The sequence below is a fragment of the Enterobacter sp. 50588862 genome, from assembly GCF_001462935.1.
GTDB lineage: Bacteria > Pseudomonadota > Gammaproteobacteria > Enterobacterales > Enterobacteriaceae > Enterobacter > Enterobacter bugandensis.
Genome location: NZ_LNHM01000028.1, coordinates 502906 through 520968 on the forward strand (window position 1 = coordinate 502906; position 18063 = coordinate 520968).

21 protein-coding genes and 1 other annotated feature are annotated in these 18063 nt (G+C 53.9%); of the genes, 11 read left to right on the top strand and 10 right to left on the bottom strand.

The features are described 5' to 3' along the window. The first annotated feature begins 47 nt into the window (after positions 1-47). Both APT89_RS15320 and chbG read left to right on the top strand, forming a co-directional pair. Complete coding sequence (locus tag APT89_RS15320; RefSeq protein ID WP_028012802.1) at positions 48-1403, top strand: 6-phospho-beta-glucosidase; 1356 nt, start codon at positions 48-50, stop codon at positions 1401-1403. A gap of 11 nt (positions 1404-1414) precedes the next feature. Further along, entirely contained in the window at positions 1415-2164 is a 750-nt protein-coding gene (chbG, locus tag APT89_RS15325) for a chitin disaccharide deacetylase (protein WP_041910458.1), read from the top strand. A gap of 123 nt (positions 2165-2287) precedes the next feature. Here the strand turns inward: chbG and katE are convergent, their stop codons facing one another. Further along, on the bottom strand, positions 2288-4537 hold the full coding sequence (katE, locus tag APT89_RS15330; RefSeq protein ID WP_049000718.1) for a catalase HPII: 2250 nt from the start codon (positions 4535-4537) through the stop codon (positions 2288-2290). A 167-nt stretch (positions 4538-4704) separates the two neighbouring features. Here katE and cedA point away from each other — a divergent pair, with 167 nt between their 5' ends. After that, positions 4705-4980, top strand: coding sequence for a cell division activator CedA (gene cedA / locus APT89_RS15335; RefSeq protein ID WP_223239595.1), 276 nt, complete (start codon positions 4705-4707; stop codon positions 4978-4980). 48 nt (positions 4981-5028) lie between these two features. On the opposite strand, the gene APT89_RS15340 is transcribed toward cedA, so the two are convergent. The 4 genes from APT89_RS15340 to hxpB all read right to left on the bottom strand — a co-directional run bounded on the left by APT89_RS15340 (position 5029) and on the right by hxpB (position 8793). Next, on the bottom strand, positions 5029-6420 hold the full coding sequence (locus APT89_RS15340; RefSeq protein ID WP_060572866.1) for an L-cystine transporter: 1392 nt from the start codon (positions 6418-6420) through the stop codon (positions 5029-5031). 129 nt (positions 6421-6549) lie between these two features. Then, on the bottom strand, positions 6550-7140 hold the full coding sequence (locus APT89_RS15345; RefSeq protein WP_032644865.1) for a metal-dependent hydrolase: 591 nt from the start codon (positions 7138-7140) through the stop codon (positions 6550-6552). A 94-nt stretch (positions 7141-7234) separates the two neighbouring features. Beyond that, positions 7235-7996, bottom strand: a complete 762-nt coding sequence (gene kduD, locus APT89_RS15350; protein WP_060572869.1) for a 2-dehydro-3-deoxy-D-gluconate 5-dehydrogenase KduD — start codon at positions 7994-7996, stop codon at positions 7235-7237. A gap of 125 nt (positions 7997-8121) precedes the next feature. Continuing rightward, entirely contained in the window at positions 8122-8793 is a 672-nt protein-coding gene (gene hxpB, locus APT89_RS15355) for a hexitol phosphatase HxpB (RefSeq protein WP_028012808.1), read from the bottom strand. Positions 8794-8940: 147 nt separating this feature from the next. Here hxpB and APT89_RS15360 point away from each other — a divergent pair, with 147 nt between their 5' ends. Then, complete coding sequence (locus APT89_RS15360) at positions 8941-9477, top strand: YniB family protein (RefSeq protein ID WP_045261585.1); 537 nt, start codon at positions 8941-8943, stop codon at positions 9475-9477. A gap of 36 nt (positions 9478-9513) precedes the next feature. On the opposite strand, the gene APT89_RS15365 is transcribed toward APT89_RS15360, so the two are convergent. From APT89_RS15365 to pfkB, 3 genes are all read right to left on the bottom strand, one after another. Continuing rightward, positions 9514-10374 carry a fructosamine kinase family protein gene (locus APT89_RS15365; protein ID WP_041910453.1) on the bottom strand — a complete coding sequence of 287 codons (861 nt, stop codon included), beginning with the start codon at positions 10372-10374 and terminating at the stop codon, positions 9514-9516. A gap of 105 nt (positions 10375-10479) precedes the next feature. After that, on the bottom strand, positions 10480-10770 hold the full coding sequence (gene ghoS, locus APT89_RS15370) for a type V toxin-antitoxin system endoribonuclease antitoxin GhoS (protein WP_028012811.1): 291 nt from the start codon (positions 10768-10770) through the stop codon (positions 10480-10482). A 104-nt stretch (positions 10771-10874) separates the two neighbouring features. Then, complete coding sequence (gene pfkB / locus APT89_RS15375; protein ID WP_041910452.1) at positions 10875-11807, bottom strand: 6-phosphofructokinase II; 933 nt, start codon at positions 11805-11807, stop codon at positions 10875-10877. A 296-nt stretch (positions 11808-12103) separates the two neighbouring features. Between pfkB and APT89_RS15380 the strand changes: the two genes are divergently transcribed. After that, positions 12104-12862, top strand: a complete 759-nt coding sequence (locus tag APT89_RS15380) for a DUF481 domain-containing protein (protein WP_028012813.1) — start codon at positions 12104-12106, stop codon at positions 12860-12862. A gap of 101 nt (positions 12863-12963) precedes the next feature. Here APT89_RS15380 and yniD read toward each other — a convergent pair whose 3' ends face one another. Together yniD and yncL are read right to left on the bottom strand one after the other, a co-directional pair. Continuing rightward, positions 12964-13071: a small membrane protein YniD gene (yniD, locus tag APT89_RS24170; protein WP_088205299.1), complete on the bottom strand. Its 108-nt coding sequence runs from the start codon at positions 13069-13071 to the stop codon at positions 12964-12966. Between the two features lie 97 nt (positions 13072-13168). Then, the gene (gene yncL / locus APT89_RS23550) at positions 13169-13261 is read right to left on the bottom strand and encodes a stress response membrane protein YncL (protein ID WP_071787459.1); all 93 of its coding nucleotides are present in this window, start codon (positions 13259-13261) and stop codon (positions 13169-13171) included. A gap of 322 nt (positions 13262-13583) precedes the next feature. Between yncL and thrS the strand changes: the two genes are divergently transcribed. The 6 genes from thrS to pheS all read left to right on the top strand — a co-directional run bounded on the left by thrS (position 13584) and on the right by pheS (position 18048). Next, positions 13584-15512, top strand: coding sequence for a threonine--tRNA ligase (thrS, locus tag APT89_RS15385; protein WP_028012814.1), 1929 nt, complete (start codon positions 13584-13586; stop codon positions 15510-15512). Positions 15513-15515: 3 nt separating this feature from the next. Then, complete coding sequence (gene infC / locus APT89_RS15390; RefSeq protein WP_023616141.1) at positions 15516-16058, top strand: translation initiation factor IF-3; 543 nt, start codon at positions 15516-15518, stop codon at positions 16056-16058. A gap of 97 nt (positions 16059-16155) precedes the next feature. Further along, complete coding sequence (gene rpmI / locus APT89_RS15395; protein ID WP_003030583.1) at positions 16156-16353, top strand: 50S ribosomal protein L35; 198 nt, start codon at positions 16156-16158, stop codon at positions 16351-16353. A 50-nt stretch (positions 16354-16403) separates the two neighbouring features. After that, the gene (gene rplT / locus APT89_RS15400) at positions 16404-16760 is read left to right on the top strand and encodes a 50S ribosomal protein L20 (protein WP_000124850.1); all 357 of its coding nucleotides are present in this window, start codon (positions 16404-16406) and stop codon (positions 16758-16760) included. 117 nt (positions 16761-16877) lie between these two features. Next, positions 16878-17002 (top strand) — a sequence feature (Phe leader region). Further along, positions 16883-16927, top strand: a complete 45-nt coding sequence (gene pheM, locus APT89_RS24425; RefSeq protein WP_001386830.1) for a pheST operon leader peptide PheM — start codon at positions 16883-16885, stop codon at positions 16925-16927. Its footprint overlaps the feature before it by 45 nt. 62 nt (positions 17003-17064) lie before the next feature. Beyond that, positions 17065-18048 carry a phenylalanine--tRNA ligase subunit alpha gene (gene pheS / locus APT89_RS15405; protein WP_010426091.1) on the top strand — a complete coding sequence of 328 codons (984 nt, stop codon included), beginning with the start codon at positions 17065-17067 and terminating at the stop codon, positions 18046-18048. The last annotated feature ends 15 nt before the right edge of the window (positions 18049-18063 follow it).

The window sequence follows — 18063 nt, forward strand, 5'->3', positions numbered from 1 at the left end:
ACGCTATACCTTGCAGGCGATTAACCTGATACGCTAAGGGAGATATTATGCAAAAGAAATTAAAAGTCGTAACCATTGGTGGCGGCAGCAGCTATACCCCGGAATTACTCGAAGGTTTTCTGAAACGTTATCATGAATTACCGGTCAGCGAATTATGGCTGGTGGACGTTGAGGAAGGTCAGGAGAAGCTGGATATTATTTTCGACCTGTGCAAGCGCATGGTTGAGAAAGCGGGCGTGCCTATGACCGTGCATAAATCCCTCGATCGTCGCCTGGCGCTGAAAGATGCGGATTTCGTTACCACTCAGCTGCGCGTCGGCCAGCTAAAAGCGCGCGAGCTGGACGAGCGTATTCCGCTGAGCCACGGCTACCTGGGGCAGGAGACCAACGGCGCGGGCGGCCTGTTCAAAGGCCTGCGTACCATTCCGGTGATTTTCGACATCGTCAAAGATGTGCAAGAGATCTGCCCGAACGCGTGGGTGATTAACTTCACTAACCCGGCCGGAATGGTGACCGAGGCGGTATATCGTCATACCAATTTCAAACGCTTTATCGGCGTCTGTAATATCCCGATCGGCATGAAGATGTTTATCCGCGACGTGCTGGAGCTGACCGACAGTGACGATCTCTCAATCGATCTGTTCGGCCTGAACCACATGGTGTTCATTAAAGACGTCATCGTGAACGGAAAATCGCGCTTTGCCGAACTGCTCGACGGCGTGGCTTCCGGTCGCCTGACCGCGGCCTCCGTGAAGAACATCTTTGACCTGCCGTTCAGCGAAGGGCTGATCCGCTCGCTGAATCTGCTGCCGTGCTCATACCTGCTTTACTACTTCAAGCAGAAAGAGATGCTGGCTATCGAAATGGGCGAGTACTATAAGGGCGGCGCGCGTGCGCAAATCGTTCAGAAAGTTGAGAAGCAGCTGTTCGATTTATATAAAGATCCGAACCTGAACGTCAAACCGAAAGCGCTTGAGCAGCGCGGTGGGGCCTATTACTCCGATGCAGCGTGTGAGGTGATCAACGCCATCTACAACGACAAGCAGGCGGAGCACTATGTTAACGTGCCGCATCACGGCCATATCGACAATATCCCGGCGGACTGGGCCGTCGAGATGACCTGCATTCTGGGGCGCGAGGGGGCTAAACCGCATCCACGTATCACCCACTTCGACGACAAAGTTATGGGCTTGATCCACACCATCAAAGGCTTTGAAGTGGCGGCGAGCAACGCGGCGCTGAGCGGTGAACTCAATGACGTGCTTCTGGCGCTGAACCTCAGCCCGCTGGTGCATTCCGACCGCGATGCGGAGCAACTGGCCAGCGAGATGATCCTGGCGCATGAAAAATGGTTGCCGAACTTTGCCGCCACGATTGAGAAGCTGAAGTTCAAACAACACTGAGAGGACGCACAATGGAAAACCTGCTGATCGTTAATGCTGATGACTTTGGCCTTTCGAAAGGCCAGAACTACGGCATTATTGAAGCCTGTCGCCGCGGGGTAGTGACCTCTACAACGGCACTGGTGAACGGTGAAGCGGTTGAACACGCGGCGCAGCTGAGCCGCGAGGTGCCAGAGCTGGGTGTCGGCATGCATTTTGTGCTGACGCTCGGGATGCCGCTTTCGCCTATGCCGGGCCTGACGCGTGACGGTCTGCTGGGCAAATGGATTTGGGCGCTGGCGGAGCAGGACGCTCTGCCGCTCGAGGAGATTGCCCGTGAGCTGGACTGCCAGTACAACCGCTTTGTTGATCTTTTTGGCAAGGCGCCGACGCATATCGACAGCCACCATCATGTGCACATGATCCCGGCGATTTTCCCGATTGTTGCGGCGTTTGCCCAACGCAAAGGCGTGGCGATGCGCGTGGATCGAGAGGTGCAGGGCGTGCCGGATTTTGCCGTGACAACAACAGAGGGGTTCAGCAGTGCCTTTTACGGTGACGAGATCGACGAAGCGCTGTTCCTGAAGGTGCTGGAGGATTCCGCCGCGCGGGGGGAACGGTCGCTGGAGGTTATGGCGCATCCTGCCTTTGTCGATAACACCGTGCGTAAGAGCGCCTACTGCTGGCCGCGCCTGGCGGAGCTGGATGTCCTGACGTCGCCGTCGCTGAAATACGCCATTGCCGAGCGTGGGTATCGGTTGGGGACGTTTGGGGATCTGTAAGAAGTGCCGGGCGGCGAGGTAAAAGCAAAACGGTAACCTGGGTTACCGTTTTTATTGTTTTCTCCCTCTCCCGTGGGAGAGGGGCGGGGTGAGGGCATCAGGCCGCACAACCGGGAATGGTTTTTACGCCGGAATCTGATCGATCTTACTGCTGCGCGACCAGACGCGGTGCGCGGCGAGCAAATCAAACAGCTTCGTCATAAAGGCATCGTCAACGTTATCGCCCTCGACAATGCCGTCCTCACCCTGATCGGCCACCTTCAGTTGCGCTTTAAACTGTCGTGCGTCGCCGGATAGCGCAATGGGCTTCAGGTGCTTATAAGCTTCCAGCAGATAATAGATGGCATCACCGTTGTTGAGCAGGCTGGCAATATCCCCGCACGGCACAATCACCGCATCGACGGTCAGCGACGGCGCGCCGGCAAAGGTCGCCGCCACCGGCAGCACGGAGCCGTCATCGGCGGTCACTTCACCCATGCGGGAATAGAGCAGTTTGGCGTGTACGCCCTGCGTTTTTAGCGCCTGCATAATCCCCAGCACGTCGCTGGCGCGAGTTTTGTCGTTCAGCAGGATGGCGACCACGCGGCCTTTAATCGAGCCTCCAGGCACCGCATACAGGCTCAGCGATGGATCTTTCTTCACGCCGTTAACCTCTTTCGGTGGCGCAAGGTTGCGCTGTTCGTCCGTTAGCGTGATACCAAGGTTATCCGCCACGCTCTGGGCAAGCTGAATATCAATGTGCGCCAGCTGATCGACCACGCGCTCGCGGATGTAGGTGCGCACCACTTTGCTCAGTTCGAAGCTAAAGCCGCCGATGATGTGCTGTTGCTCAATCGGCGTCTGGCTGTTCCAGAACAGGCGAGGGTGGGCGTAATACTCACCGAACGAGGGGCTGCGCTCGCGAATTTTGTTGCCGTCGATACGCTCCTGGTACGATTCGAATCCGCCGCGTTTCGGCCCCGGCGGGGTTTCTCGCGGCCAGTTGTCGTTGATGGAGTTCGGCTCATAGTTTGCCGGGTTGGTATCAATATCCTGACGGTGCATCCCGTCGCGCTGGAAGTTATGGTACGGGCAGGTTGGGCGGTTAATCGGGATCTCGTGGAAGTTCGGCCCGCCAAGACGGCTAATCTGCGTATCGGTATACGAGAACAGGCGTCCCTGTAAGAGCGGATCGTTGGTGAAATCCAGTCCGGGGACGATGTGGCCCGGATGGAACGCGGCCTGCTCGTTTTCGGCAAAGAAATTATCCGGGTTGCGGTTAAGCACCATTTTGCCCACCAGCTGAACGGGCACCAGCTCCTCAGGGATGAGTTTTGTCGGGTCAAGCAGGTCGAAATCGAACTTAAACTCGTCTTCTTCCGGGATCAGCTGTAAGCCCAGTTCATATTCCGGGAAGTCACCCGCTTCAATGGATTCCCACAGTTCGCGGCGATGGAAGTCCGGATCGCGCCCGGTGAGCTTCTGCGCCTCATCCCATACCAGCGAGGCTTTGCCCGCTACCGGCTTCCAGTGGAAGCGCACAAACGTGGCTTTTCCTTCCGCGTTGATCATGCGGAAGGTATGAATACCGAACCCTTCCATCGTGCGATAGCTGCGCGGGATCCCACGGTCGGACATCGCCCACATCACGTTGTGTAAGGTTTCAGGCTGCAGGGAGACATAGTCCCAGAAGGTATCGTGCGCACTTTGTCCCTGGGGTATGGCCCAGTGGGGCTCCGGTTTTACCGCATGGACAAAGTCAGGAAATTTATGCGCATCCTGAATGAAAAACACCGGGGTGTTATTGCCCACCAGATCGAAAATACCCTCTTCGGTATAAAACTTGGTGGCAAAGCCGCGGATATCACGCACCGTATCTGCCGAACCTGCGCCACCCTGCACGGTGGAGAAACGTACAAAGACCGGCGTGATTTTATCCGGGTCGGAGAGGAAATCCGCTTTGGTGATCGCTTTCAGGCTTTTATAGGGCTGGAAGTAGCCGTGCGCCGCAGAACCGCGCGCGTGAACGATGCGTTCCGGAATTCGCTCGTGGTCAAAATGGGTAATTTTTTCCCGCAGGATGAAATCTTCCAGCAGGGTCGGCCCGCGCGCGCCTGCGCGAAGGGAGTTTTGATCGTCAGCAATGCGCACGCCCTGATTGGTGGTGAGTGCAAAACCTTCGCCGCCTTTACGGTGTGGCTCAAGCGATTTCAGCTTCTCGTTTCCGGTGTCCGGCGATTTCATGCTTCCCGGCGCGGTTGGTTGTTCGCCAGGGGCTGATGGGCCCGGCGAGGGGCGGTGAGAGCCGTCAGCAGGGGCGAGAGAGTCCATACCCGGTTGAGATTCTTCAGTGCCATGAATCGGTGATTGATGTGATTTATCTTTGTTCGACATTGCACGCTTCTCCTTTATCCATTGCTAAAAACCCTATTAAGGATAGAACAATGTCGTGAGATAGCTCGCTAACTAAGAGTTTTCACATGACGTTATTAACGAAAGGAGCCATCTCACCCACTCGGAGCGCGACGTAAGGCAGCAGGATCGGCTATCATAGAATTTTCCTGCTTCAAGAATTTGCTTTAGTGAATCCGTCGCTTATGAAACCTCTTCGTCAACAAAACCGCCAGGTTATTAGCTATGTGCCCCGCGTTGAGCCCGCGCCGCCTGACCATGCCCTGAAAGTGGATGGTTTTCGTGATGTCTGGCTGCTTCGCGGTAAATATGTGGCTTTTGTCCTGATGGGGGAACATTTCCGCCGGTCGCCGGCGTTTTCCGTGCCGGAGTCAGCCCAGCGATGGGCGACGCAAATCCGCCAGGATGAAGAGGTTGAAGAATAACAGCCATAAAAAAACCGCCATCAGGCGGTTTTTTTATTTCTATCGAGATTAACGGTGCGCCAGTTCGGCGTCGTCTTCACTTTCCAGAATGGCTTTGTCGGTCTGCTTCAGCCACTGGCTGGTCAGCGTACCGGCAGTCATGGAGCCGCTCACGTTCAGCGCGGTACGGCCCATGTCGATCAGCGGTTCAACGGAGATCAGCAGGGCCACCAGCGTGACGGGCAGGCCCAGCGCGGGCAGCACAATCAGCGCGGCGAAGGTTGCACCGCCGCCGACACCTGCAACGCCGGCGGAGCTGATGGTAACAATCCCGACCAGCGTGGCGATCCAGACCGGATCCAGCGGGTTGATACCCACGGTTGGGGCAACCATCACCGCCAGCATCGCCGGGTAGAGCCCCGCACAGCCGTTCTGACCGATGGTAGCACCAAAGGAGGCAGAGAAGCTGGCGATAGATTCCGGTACGCCCAGACGACGGGTCTGTGCTTCAACGTTCAGCGGAATAGACGCTGCGCTGGAACGGCTGGTGAAGGCAAAGGTCAGTACCGGCCATACTTTGCGGAAGTATTTCAGCGGGCTGACGCCGTTCACGCCCAGCAGGATACCGTGCACCACGAACATAATGCCCAGGCCCAGATAAGAGGCGACAACGAAGCTGCCCAGCTTAATGATGTCCTGCAGGTTAGAGCCGGCTACCACTTTGGTCATCAGTGCCAGAACACCGTATGGCGTCAGCTGCATGACCAGACGGACCAGCTTCATCACCCAGCTTTGCAGGGTATCAATCGCCGTCAGCACGCGTTCGCCTTTCGGCGCGTCGTCTTTCAGCAGCTTAAGCGCAGCCACGCCCAGGAATGCCGCGAAGATCACCACGCTGATGATAGAGGTTGGGCTTGCACCGGTCAGGTCAGCAAACGGGTTCTTCGGAATGAAGGAGAGGACCATCTGCGGAACCGTCAGATCAGCCACTTTACCCACGTAGTTGGTTTGAATTGCGGTCAGACGCGCCGTTTCAGCGGTACCCTGTACCAGACCTTGGGCCGTCAGGCCAAACAGGTTGGTAACCAGCACCCCCACCAGCGCGGCAATCAGCGTGGTAAAGAGCAGCGTACCAATGGTCAGAAAGCTGATTTTACCCAGTTGAGTTGCGTTGTGCAGACGGGCTACGGCGCTCAGAATAGAGGCAAACACCAGCGGCATAACGATCATCTGCAGCAGCTGGACGTAGCCGTTACCGACAATGTTGAACCACTGAATGGACTCTTTCAGTACCGGACTATCGGAGCCGTAGACGGCGTGTAAGGCCAGACCAAACGCCACACCCATGACCAGACCGACCAGTACTTTTTTCGCCAGGCTCCACTGTTTGTGGCGCGCCTGCGCGAGAAGCAATAGTAATACGACGAACACGACTATGTTCGCGATGAGTGGAAAATTCATCCCCGTTCTCCTGATTTATTATGTGGGATCGGTTTTTCCCGATCCTGTTGGCGGAAGGTTAGCAGAAGTGTGATGTGGCGCTTATATCCAAATGGAATGGTTTATCACAAATGGAATGATTTTGTTGGTTTACTGTTCAATCTGGTGATGAATAAAACGATTGAACTGAAATTGCAGCGAATTGATCATCTGGGAAGACCAGCGCACTGCACTGTTTTCGGGCAAGGTTTGCGGCATCCAGACGGCGTAGGCGAACAGCGCCATGCACAGCACGCGTTCAAGCTGATTCCCTTTCTGCGGCGCAAGGATCGGAAAACGGAAACGCCAGCGGCAGGGCCATAGCAGCGGCACGCCTGCGGGCGTCAGCATATCGGCGAGGATATGGCTTAAATAACCCAGCACCATGCCCTGAATGGCATCGCCCGGCACTATCCAGCTTTCAGGGACTTTTAAATAGAAAAGCGTGAGCAGGCCAAAAACGGCCAGCAGGCTGTGGGTAAACCCGCGGTGGCCGAACGCGCGGGCGATGGGCTTCGACACCCACTTCAGGCGCTGTCCGAGGAAGGATTTTGGGTGGTCAATATCGGGCAGCAGACAGGTTAAAACGGCGGAAGGGACAATATGCCACCAGTCTCCCTGTGCAAGCACGGGAGTAAGTTCTGCGTTTTTGGCAAATACTGCGCACGCAATTGAAAAAAGCAGGTGGCCTTCCGCCGTCATGATAAAACCCACGAAACTGTCAATTTATACAGTATAGGGTTTTTATACAGTGGGCGAAAGAGGTGACGGTGTAACTGTTTGTCACAAACGCGCCTCAGCGCGCCAGCCAGCCGCCGTCGACGGCTAAGGTGTGACCATTCACGTAATCTGATGCGGGGGAGGCTAAAAAGACGACCGGCCCCTGAAGGTCATCCGGTATTCCCCATCGACCCGCCGGGATGCGGTCAAGGATCTCCGCGTTACGCTGTTCGTTATCGCGAAGCTGCTGCGTGTTGTTCGTCGCCATGTAGCCCGGCGCGATGGCATTCACGTTGATGCCATGTAGCGCCCACTCATTTGCCAGCAGGCGCGTGATCCCCAGCACGCCGCTTTTCGAGGCGGTATACGACGGCACGCGAATGCCGCCCTGAAAGGAGAGCATAGAGGCGATATTGATAATTTTGCCGCCCTGGCCCTGGGTGATAAATCGCTTAGCGACCGCCTGAGAGAGGAAAAAGAGCGACTTGAGATTCAGGTTCATAACGTCATCCCAGTCTTTTTCGCTGAAAGTCAGAGCCTCCTCCCGGCGAATCGTCCCGGCATTGTTCACCAGAATATCAATTCGTCCCATCTCCGCCACGGCGGTGTCCACGACGTACTGAAGATTTTCCTGCTGGCTCAGATCGGCCCGAATAGCCACAAAACGTCTTCCCAGGGCGGTGACGGCGCTGGCCGTTTTCTCTGGAGCTTTGCGATTTACCCCAACGATATCGCAACCTGCCTGCGCCAGCGCAATAGCCATGCCTTGCCCCAGCCCGGTATCGCACCCGGTGATGAGGGCTACTTTGCCTGAAAGAGTAAAGGTGTCCAGTATCATACGCGCCTCAGAAGCTGGTTATCGTCGTGTTGACGTTAAAGATAGGAGGCAGGGATGAGAAAAGCAAACAAAATGAAACTGTGTTTTGTTTTTATCAGGCAGCATGACGCTGCCTGTAGGAGGGGCTATTCGCCGCGCAGGTGTTGTACCGTCAGTTCAGCCAGCGAATTCAGCTTAACGTCGGCAAGAGCATACCGCGGATCGTGGCGATTTTCTTCATCGGGAACCACAATGGAGCGCATACGCGCGGCTTTGGAGGCCACCATGCCGTTTACTGAATCTTCCAGCGCGACGCAGGTAAGCGGATCAAGACCCAGCTTCGCGGCGCAGTCCATATAGACCTGCGGATGCGGCTTGCTGTAGGGCAGTTTTTCCGCAGACGCCAGGGCGTCAAAACTGTCGCGCAGCTCAAACATGATCAGCACTTTTTCCAGCATATGCAGCGGTGAAGCGGAAGCCAGGCCAACCTTCAGCCCCTGAGATTTGCACAGCGCGACAGCCTCATGTACGCCCGGCAAGAGCGGCTTGTTCTCCTCCACCAGCGCGATGGCGCGGCTGATAATACGCGAGGTGACTTCGTCGCGATCGGGCCCAACCCACGGCTGTTGGGCGTACCACAGGTCAACGACCATATCAATACGCAGGCCCAGCGTGTCGGGAAGTTCATTACGGCGACTGATATCAACCCCCAGGCTGGCCATCACATCCAGCTCGGCGCGATCCCACAACGGCTCGGAATCAATCAGTAATCCATCCATGTCAAAAATAGCGGCAAGTATCTGGCGCGGTGTCGACATCACAACGTCTCCTTATCCAGGTGTTCGACAGACGATAAGTGCTAAGCACAGTCTGCAATTTAGCATATTGCTTTTAAAGAGCGGGCGAAATTGATGTCCAGCAGGTAGACTTAGGCTCAAATCACGCGTCTTTATGAAGAGGAACTGATGACGTATCAACAAGCTGGACGCATTGCTGTCTTAAAACGTATTGCAGGCTGGGTGATTTTTATTCCCGCCGTCATTTCTACGCTGATCTCCGTGCTGAAGTTTATGTACGATCACAGCGAAAAACAGCCGGGCATTAATGCGGTAATGCTTGATTTTGCGCATGTCATGATTGAGATGGTGCGGTTTAACACCCCGTTCCTGAACGTCTTCTGGTTCAACTCGCCAACGCCGGACTTTCACCAGCAGCTGAATGTCGGGTTCTGGATTATCTATGCGCTGATTTTTATTGCGATGGCGCTGCAGGCATCGGGCGCACGAATGAGTCGCCAGACCCGTTTTTTACGCGAAGGGGTGGAAGATCAGCTTATCCTTGAGAAGGCGAAAGGTCCTGAAGGAATGAGCCGGGAGCAGATTGAATCCCGCATTGTGGTGCCTCGTCACACCATTTTCCTGCAAATTTTCCCGCTCTATATCCTGCCGGTTATCATCATCGTGGCGGGATATTTCTTCTTCTCACTGCTCGGTTTTCTGTAACGAATTAGGGTGGCGGCAAGGCCACCCGTTTTGTCTTTAAGCCGCAAGCACGCGTTCAAGCGCGCGCTGGGCGTTGACCAGATGTTGCCCGCCAAAAAGAATGGCTCGGTTCATCAGCGTATAGAGCTGATACACGGGCTGGCGCTCAAGGAAGTCCGGCGGCAGGGGGGAGACAGACTGATAGCCATCGTATATTTGCGGCGGTTGTTCAGGATGCAGGGGCAACATGGCCAAATCGCACTCTCTGTCGCCCCAGTAGCAGGCCGGGTCGAAGATATACGGGCCGTTGGGGCCCAGCGCGCAGTTATCGGACCATAAATCACCGTGCAGCAAAGACGCCTGAGGCTGGTGGGAGGCCAGGCGCTGTTGCACATGCTCGACGATGGCATCAATGTTGCCAAATTCCAGCCCTTTCTCTGCGGCCAGTTCAAGCTGCCATCCGATGCGCTGCTCGGCAAAGAACGTCGACCAGCGGCGCTGCCAGGCATTGGGCTGCGGCGTGGTGGAAAGGTCGTTGTCGAAGTCGAGACCAAACTGGGGCTGGTCGCTCCACTGGTGCAGGCGCGCTAACTGTTGCCCGAGAATAAAGGCATTATGGGCGTCCAACGGGCGGGCAGGGAGATAGTCCATCACCAGAAAGCTGTAGTCCCGGTCACTGCCCACGGCCAGCACCTCTGGTACCGTCACCGTTTTACTACGGGACAACAGTTCAAGCTGATCGGCTTCAGCGGTAAAAATCGGGAGCAGCTCTCGCTCGTCGCATTTAACGAACAAATCGCGTCCTGCGTAGCGTAAATGCCACGCGGCGTGAATTTCCCCGCCCGGCAGCTCGTTACGCAGTTCAATTTCACCTTCACCCAATTGCTCATGTAAAAGATGACTAATTGCCTGCCACATGTTGACTCTCCCATGTTGTCTGCCAGATCATAAAGTTAGCGCATAACTGCGGTAAAAAAATACGAACTAACGCACACCTGAGCGGATTAATTTCATGCAGGGCACTTATTGTTCTTTTTTCTGCCAGCGTTCCCACGTCTCCACGGTGATGTCGGCAGGCTTGTCGGTCACGCTTTCCACCAGGCTGGCGGCCAGCGCATGCACCTCTTCTTCACTCAGGGCTGCGATCAGGCCAAACGCCAGGGTGCCTAAATCATGAATATGACCTTCGTCATCCGTTAGCGTGAGCAGGAAATTCGCCCGTGTAAAGGCATTGTTGAGCTCGTTAAGCTCGGTCAGCGATGCTTCATGAAGGCTGATGGTCACGACGTAGCGGGTGATATCACCACTGCTCATAATTCACCTCGTTGTTATCCTGAAAGTTTTTTTAGCATAGTCGATACGCCATATTTGGCGACTTCCACAGATATTCCCCCTCCGTCAGGAGGGGGATATATCGGTTAGCTTCGTGACAGGTAATCGACGATTTTCTGCGTATCGGCAAGCGAACACAGGCGCGTTCCCTGATTGATGGTGGCGGCACTCCCCGCCGCGACGCCATAGCGCGTCATCTCCAGAAGTGATGCGCCCTGCGCCAGCTTCAGCGCCATCGCGCCGACCATACTGTCGCCTGCGCCGACGGTGCTCTGGCTCTTCATTGGGGGCGGAACAACCTGCACAAAGCCCGTCTTGTCGACGGCCAGCGCACCCTGAGGACCGAGAGAGACGACAACGCGGTGCGCTTTGCCGCTGCGAACCAGTTCTTCTGCGGCAGTACGCACGTCATCCGGCTGGCTAAGTTCGCGATTAACAAGCGCACTCAGCTCTTTCTGGTTAGGCTTAACCAGCTCAAGCTGTCCGGGTTCTAATGCCGCCTGCAGGGCTTCGCCTGAACTGTCGACAATGCAGCGAATTCCGCGCTGAAGTACGGCATCAACCAGTGCTGTCAGCTTTTCTGTTTTGACACCTGGCGGCAGGCTACCGCTGATGACCAGCAGCGAGCCGCTTTCAATGGTTAGCACCTTTTCTTCCAGCTGACGAAACTCATCATCGCTCAGCCTGGCGCCTGGCATAACGAAACGATACTGTTCCCCGCTGGACTCAACGTGGACATGCAGGTTCTGCCGGGTCCAGTCTTTGGCGTCTACGGTATCCACGGCAACCTGTTCATCGGCCAGCAAGGCAACAAGATGCTCCCCCGTGGCACCACCGGCCGGAAATATGGCAGTCGCTTTACCGCCGAGGTGGGTAATCGCGCGCGCAACGTTAATCCCGCCGCCGCCCGGCTCAAATACGGGTGCGCTACAGCGTAGTTTACCTTCCGGGTAAATCTGCGGCGTTATGGTCGCGGAGTCGAGGGAAGGGGAGAGCGTCAGCGTATAAATAGAAGCCATCATAACCTCCTTTTAGCATGGGTTCTTTTAAGCCTGGCACCGATCGACAGGAAGGCAATGTAAATAACAGTATGATTTTAAAAATGAATGCTGACATAAATGCGATGAGGGATATATAAAATAAAACGCGTTTTGAGATCGTTCTTATTCAAAAAATGAAATAAGAAAATATTGCTATGTTATTTGCGCCTTTTTATAATTTGTTACCTTTCTCTGGACGCCTTGTCATTGATCCTCAAGAAAGTTTCCGAGACCGTGGTGGTCTCTTTTTTTGTTGTACGGACTCCTTAAATAAAATGAAGCTTTTGAAGACAGTACCCGCAGCACTGATGCTGGCGGGTGGCGTTTTTGCATCACTGAATGCAGCCGCCGATGACACCGTTTTTACTGTCATGGACGATCCCTCCACTGCCAAAAAACCGTTTGAAGGTAACCTGAACGCCGGGTATCTCGCGCAATCGGGTAATACGAAAAGCTCTTCTCTGACGGCGGACAGCACCCTGACCTGGTACGGCAATACCACTGCATGGTCGCTGTGGGGGAATGCCAGCAATACGTCCGCTAACGATGAACGCTCATCCGAGAAATACGCGGTCGGTGGACGTAGCCGTTACAACATGACCGACTATGACTACATCTTTGGTCAGGCAAGTTGGTTAACTGACCGCTTCAACGGCTATCGCCAGCGCGATGTGTTCACCGCCGGTTATGGTCGTCAGTTCCTGAATGGTCCGGTACACAGCCTCCGTTTCGAATTCGGTCCTGGTGTCCGCTATGACGAGTACACCAATGGCGAAAATGAAACCCAGCCGCTGGGCTATGCTTCCGGCACGTATGCCTGGCAGATGACCGACAACACCAAATTTACGCAGGGTGTTTCTGTGTTTGGTGCCGAGGATACGACGCTGAACTCCGAAAGCGCTTTGAACGTGGCTATCAATGAACACTTCGGCTTGAAATTGGCCTACAACGTGACCTGGAACTCTTCACCGCCAGAAACGGCACCGGATCATACCGATCGCAGAACCACGATTTCGCTGGGCTATAAAATGTAATCATAGCGGGCCGATGAAAGTGTCGGCCCGTTTTCATTATTATGGTTAACCCGCGCCAATAAATTCTCATCACGCGCAACGGCATTTATTTTTATTTGTACTTAGCCCCAAATCATTGCCGCCCACCGAAATAACAGCATTGCACCGCAGATGGCAACCAGCACCAGCACCATTTTCCAGTGTTTTACGGCAAATCGTTTTGTTGGCATAACCTAATCCTTGTTCGTTGATACGCATAGTCTATCAAACGGGGCCAAAAGATGCGCCTTCCCGGGAGCGATCGAGTTATGCCAACAAGGGGTCGGCTCAGAACCAGTGGAATCGTTCGGCGAGGATCAACACTAGACCTGTTGCGGAAAGGATGTTCAAAATCACAACCGTTCTACTGGATACATTCATGGTATGCACCTGTTGATATAAAAGGCATGTTCAAGAGTAGCCCAGCATGTCTGAAATGCGAGCGCCGGAGAGATGCAATCTGCAAATTTACGCTACGTGCCAGCCCATCATTCTGGCTGCAGAGGGTGCAATCTCCTTGCTGATAGTGTTAACATTACGTCGCTTGCCGTAAATCCGCATTAATCTGAATTCGGCAGGTGCATGATGACGAACCAATTTGACGATTGTTGGTCAGATGGTGTCGTAATCTATTGTCAAATCACGATTATTTTCTTTGTATATGCTCTTATGTGTGGGGCATCACTGCAAATAAGGATATAAAATGCCTGTAATTACTCTTCCTGATGGCAGCCAACGCCATTTCGACCACGCTGTTAGCCCTATGGATGTCGCCCTGGACATCGGTCCTGGCCTCGCGAAAGCGACCATCGCCGGCCGTGTGAACGGTGAGCTGGTTGATGCGTCCGATCTGATTGAAAACGATGCGACGCTTGCAATCATCACCGCGAAAGACGAAGAAGGTCTGGAGATCATTCGTCACTCCTGCGCACACCTGTTGGGTCATGCTATCAAGCAGCTGTGGCCAAACACCAAAATGGCGATCGGTCCGGTTATCGACAACGGTTTCTACTACGACGTTGATCTTGACCACACCCTGACCCAGGAAGATATCGACGCGCTCGAAAAACGTATGCACGAGCTCGCCGAGACCAACTATGACGTCATCAAGAAGAAAGTCAGCTGGCACGAAGCGCGTGAAACCTTCGTCAAGCGTGGCGAGAGCTATAAAGTCTCTATTCTCGATGAAAACATTGCTCATGATGACAAGCCTGGCTTGTACCATCACGAAGAATACGTCGACATGTGCCGTGGACCGCACGTGCCGAACATGCGCTTCTGTCATCATTTCAAACTGATGAAGATCGCTGGCGCCTACTGGCGTGGCGACAGCAACAACAAGATGTTGCAGCGTATCTATGGTACCGCGTGGGCGGATAAGAAAGCCCTGAACGCGTACCTGCAGCGCCTGGAAGAGGCCGCGAAGCGTGACCACCGTAAAATCGGTAAGCAGCTTGACCTGTACCACATGCAGGAAGAAGCGCCGGGTATGGTGTTCTGGCATAACGATGGCTGGACTATCTTCCGTGAACTGGAAACGTTCGTACGTTCCAAGCTGAAAGAGTACCAGTATCAGGAAGTGAAAGGCCCGTTCATGATGGACCGTGTGCTGTGGGAAAAAACCGGCCACTGGGACAACTACAAAGATGCGATGTTCACCACCTCGTCCGAGAACCGTGAATACTGCATCAAGCCAATGAACTGCCCGGGGCACGTTCAGATCTTCAACCAGGGTCTGAAATCCTACCGCGACCTGCCGCTGCGTATGGCGGAGTTCGGTAGCTGCCATCGCAACGAGCCATCGGGTGCGCTGCACGGTCTGATGCGCGTGCGTGGCTTTACGCAGGATGATGCGCATATCTTCTGTACTGAAGATCAGGTTCGTGATGAAGTTAACGCCTGTATTCGTATGGTCTACGATATGTACAGCACCTTTGGCTTCGAGAAGATCGTGGTCAAACTCTCAACGCGTCCGGAAAAACGTATCGGTAGCGATGAGACCTGGGATCGCGCAGAAGCGGATCTCGCCGTAGCGCTGGAAGAGAACGGTATTCCGTTCGAATACCAGCTGGGCGAGGGCGCATTCTACGGTCCGAAAATTGAATTTACCCTGTATGACTGCCTCGATCGCGCATGGCAGTGCGGTACTGTACAGCTGGACTTCTCCCTGCCGCAGCGTTTAAGCGCCTCTTATGTTGGCGAAGACAACGAGCGTCAGGTACCGGTCATGATTCACCGTGCTATTCTCGGTTCTCTGGAGCGCTTCATCGGCATCCTGACCGAAGAGTTCGCGGGCTTCTTCCCAACCTGGCTTGCGCCAGTGCAGGTCGTGGTGATGAACATTACCGATTCTCAGGCAGATTACGTTAAAGAATTGACGCAGAAACTACAAAATGCGGGCATTCGCGTAAAAGCAGACTTGAGAAATGAGAAGATTGGCTTTAAAATCCGCGAGCACACTTTACGTCGTGTCCCGTATATGTTGGTCTGTGGTGATAAAGAGGTGGAAGCAGGCAAAGTTGCCGTTCGCACCCGCCGTGGTAAAGACCTGGGCAGCCTGGACGTAAGTGAAGTGATTGAGAAGCTGCAACAAGAGATTCGCAGCCGCAGTCTTCAACAACTGGAGGAATAAGGTATTAAAGGCGGAAAACGAGTTCAAACGGCACGTCCGAATCGTATCAATGGCGAGATTCGCGCCCAGGAAGTTCGCTTAACAGGTCTGGAAGGCGAGCAGCTGGGGATTGTGAGTCTGAGAGAAGCGATCGAAAAGGCTGAAGAAGCTGGAGTAGATTTAGTTGAAATCAGCCCTAACGCCGAACCGCCAGTTTGTCGTATCATGGACTACGGCAAGTTCCTTTATGAAAAGAGTAAGTCTTCTAAGGAACAGAAGAAGAAGCAAAAAGTTATCCAGGTTAAGGAAATCAAATTCCGTCCTGGTACCGACGATGGCGATTATCAGGTAAAACTCCGCAGCCTGATTCGCTTTCTGGAAGATGGCGATAAGGCCAAGATCACGCTGCGTTTCCGCGGTCGTGAGATGGCCCACCAACAGATTGGTATGGAAGTGCTTAACCGCGTCCGTGACGATCTGAGTGAACTGGCAGTAGTCGAATCCTTCCCTACGAAGATCGAAGGCCGCCAGATGATCATGGTGCTCGCTCCTAAGAAGAAACAGTAAGGCCTTCAAGCAGCAAAATCTGTGGAGCCTTCGGGTTTCATAGGTTTTGTTCGCCTATGTTTCGTTTATTTAACAATGCGAAGTGGAAGTTATTAAGATGCCAAAAATTAAGACCGTACGCGGTGCTGCTAAGCGCTTCAAAAAAACCGGTGGTGGTGGATTTAAGCGTAAGCACGCAAACCTGCGTCATATTCTGACCAAAAAATCTACTAAGCGTAAACGTCACCTGCGTCCAAAAGGCCTTGTTTCTAAAGGCGATCTGGGTCTGGTTATCGCGTGCCTGCCGTACGCATAAGCCGTTAACGTTTAATTTTTTACTAAGAATATAGATACAGGAGAGCACATATGGCTCGCGTAAAACGTGGTGTAATTGCACGTGCACGTCACAAGAAAATTTTGAAACAAGCTAAAGGCTACTACGGTGCGCGTTCACGCGTATACCGCGTTGCCTTCCAGGCTGTTATCAAAGCAGGTCAGTACGCTTACCGTGACCGTCGTCAGCGTAAGCGTCAGTTCCGTCAACTGTGGATTGCGCGTATCAACGCAGCAGCACGTCAGAACGGTATTTCTTACAGCAAATTCATCAACGGCCTGAAAAAAGCCTCTGTTGAAATCGACCGTAAGATCCTGGCTGACATCGCAGTATTCGACAAAGTAGCGTTCACCGCTCTGGTCGAAAAAGCGAAAGCAGCACTGGCATAAGCCAGTTGAGAGAGGGGGCCTGGCTCCCTCTTTTCATTTAACACCATCAGAAGATTGACATTTATCCGTGCAGGCTTTTCAATAAGGTCTTACCGGTTTTTACCCAACAAGGTAACGCAAGCATGAATGCTGCTATTTTCCGCTTCTTCTTTTACTTTAGCACCTGACTCCAGGAGGCTAGCGCGTGAAAGATGAAACGAAAAACAGCGCCAGATAAGCCTCCCGATGGAGGCTTTTTTTGTGCCTGAATTTGAGAGAATAACTCCACCAAATCGGTGTCTGCACCGACATAATGAGGAAAATCATGTCACATCTCGCAGAGCTGGTTGCCAGTGCAACAGCCGCCATTAATCAGGCCTCAGATGTTGCCGCGTTAGACAATGTCCGCGTCGAATATCTTGGGAAGAAAGGGCACCTGACCCTTCAAATGACAACCCTGCGTGAACTGCCGCCAGAAGAACGCCCGGCAGCGGGTGCGGTGATTAACGAAGCCAAAGAGCAGGTTCAGCAGGCGCTGAACGCGCGTAAGGCCGAGCTGGAGAGCGCGGTACTAAACGCGCGTCTTGCGGCAGAAACCATCGACGTTTCTCTGCCGGGTCGCCGTATTGAAAACGGTGGTCTGCATCCGGTTACTCGTACTATCGATCGTATTGAAAGTTTCTTCGGTGAGCTCGGCTTTACCGTGGCGACTGGCCCGGAAATCGAAGATGATTACCACAACTTCGACGCCCTGAACATTCCTGGCCATCATCCGGCACGCGCTGACCACGACACTTTCTGGTTTGACGCGACGCGTCTGCTGCGTACCCAGACCTCTGGCGTTCAGATCCGTACCATGAAGGATCAGGAACCACCAATCCGCATCATCGCGCCGGGCCGCGTGTATCGTAACGACTACGATCAGACCCACACCCCAATGTTCCACCAGATGGAAGGTCTGATTGTTGATAAAAACATCAGCTTCACCAACCTGAAGGGCACGCTGCACGATTTCCTGAACAACTTCTTTGAGGAAGATTTGCAGGTTCGTTTCCGTCCGTCCTACTTCCCGTTCACCGAACCGTCTGCGGAAGTTGACGTGATGGGTAAAAACGGCAAATGGCTGGAAGTGCTGGGCTGCGGCATGGTGCATCCAAACGTGCTGCGCAACGTGGGTATCGATCCGGAAGTATACTCCGGCTTTGCCTTCGGCATGGGCATGGAGCGTTTGACCATGCTGCGCTACGGCGTGACCGACTTACGTGCATTCTTCGAAAACGATCTGCGTTTCCTCAAACAGTTTAAATAAGGGCAGGACAGAACA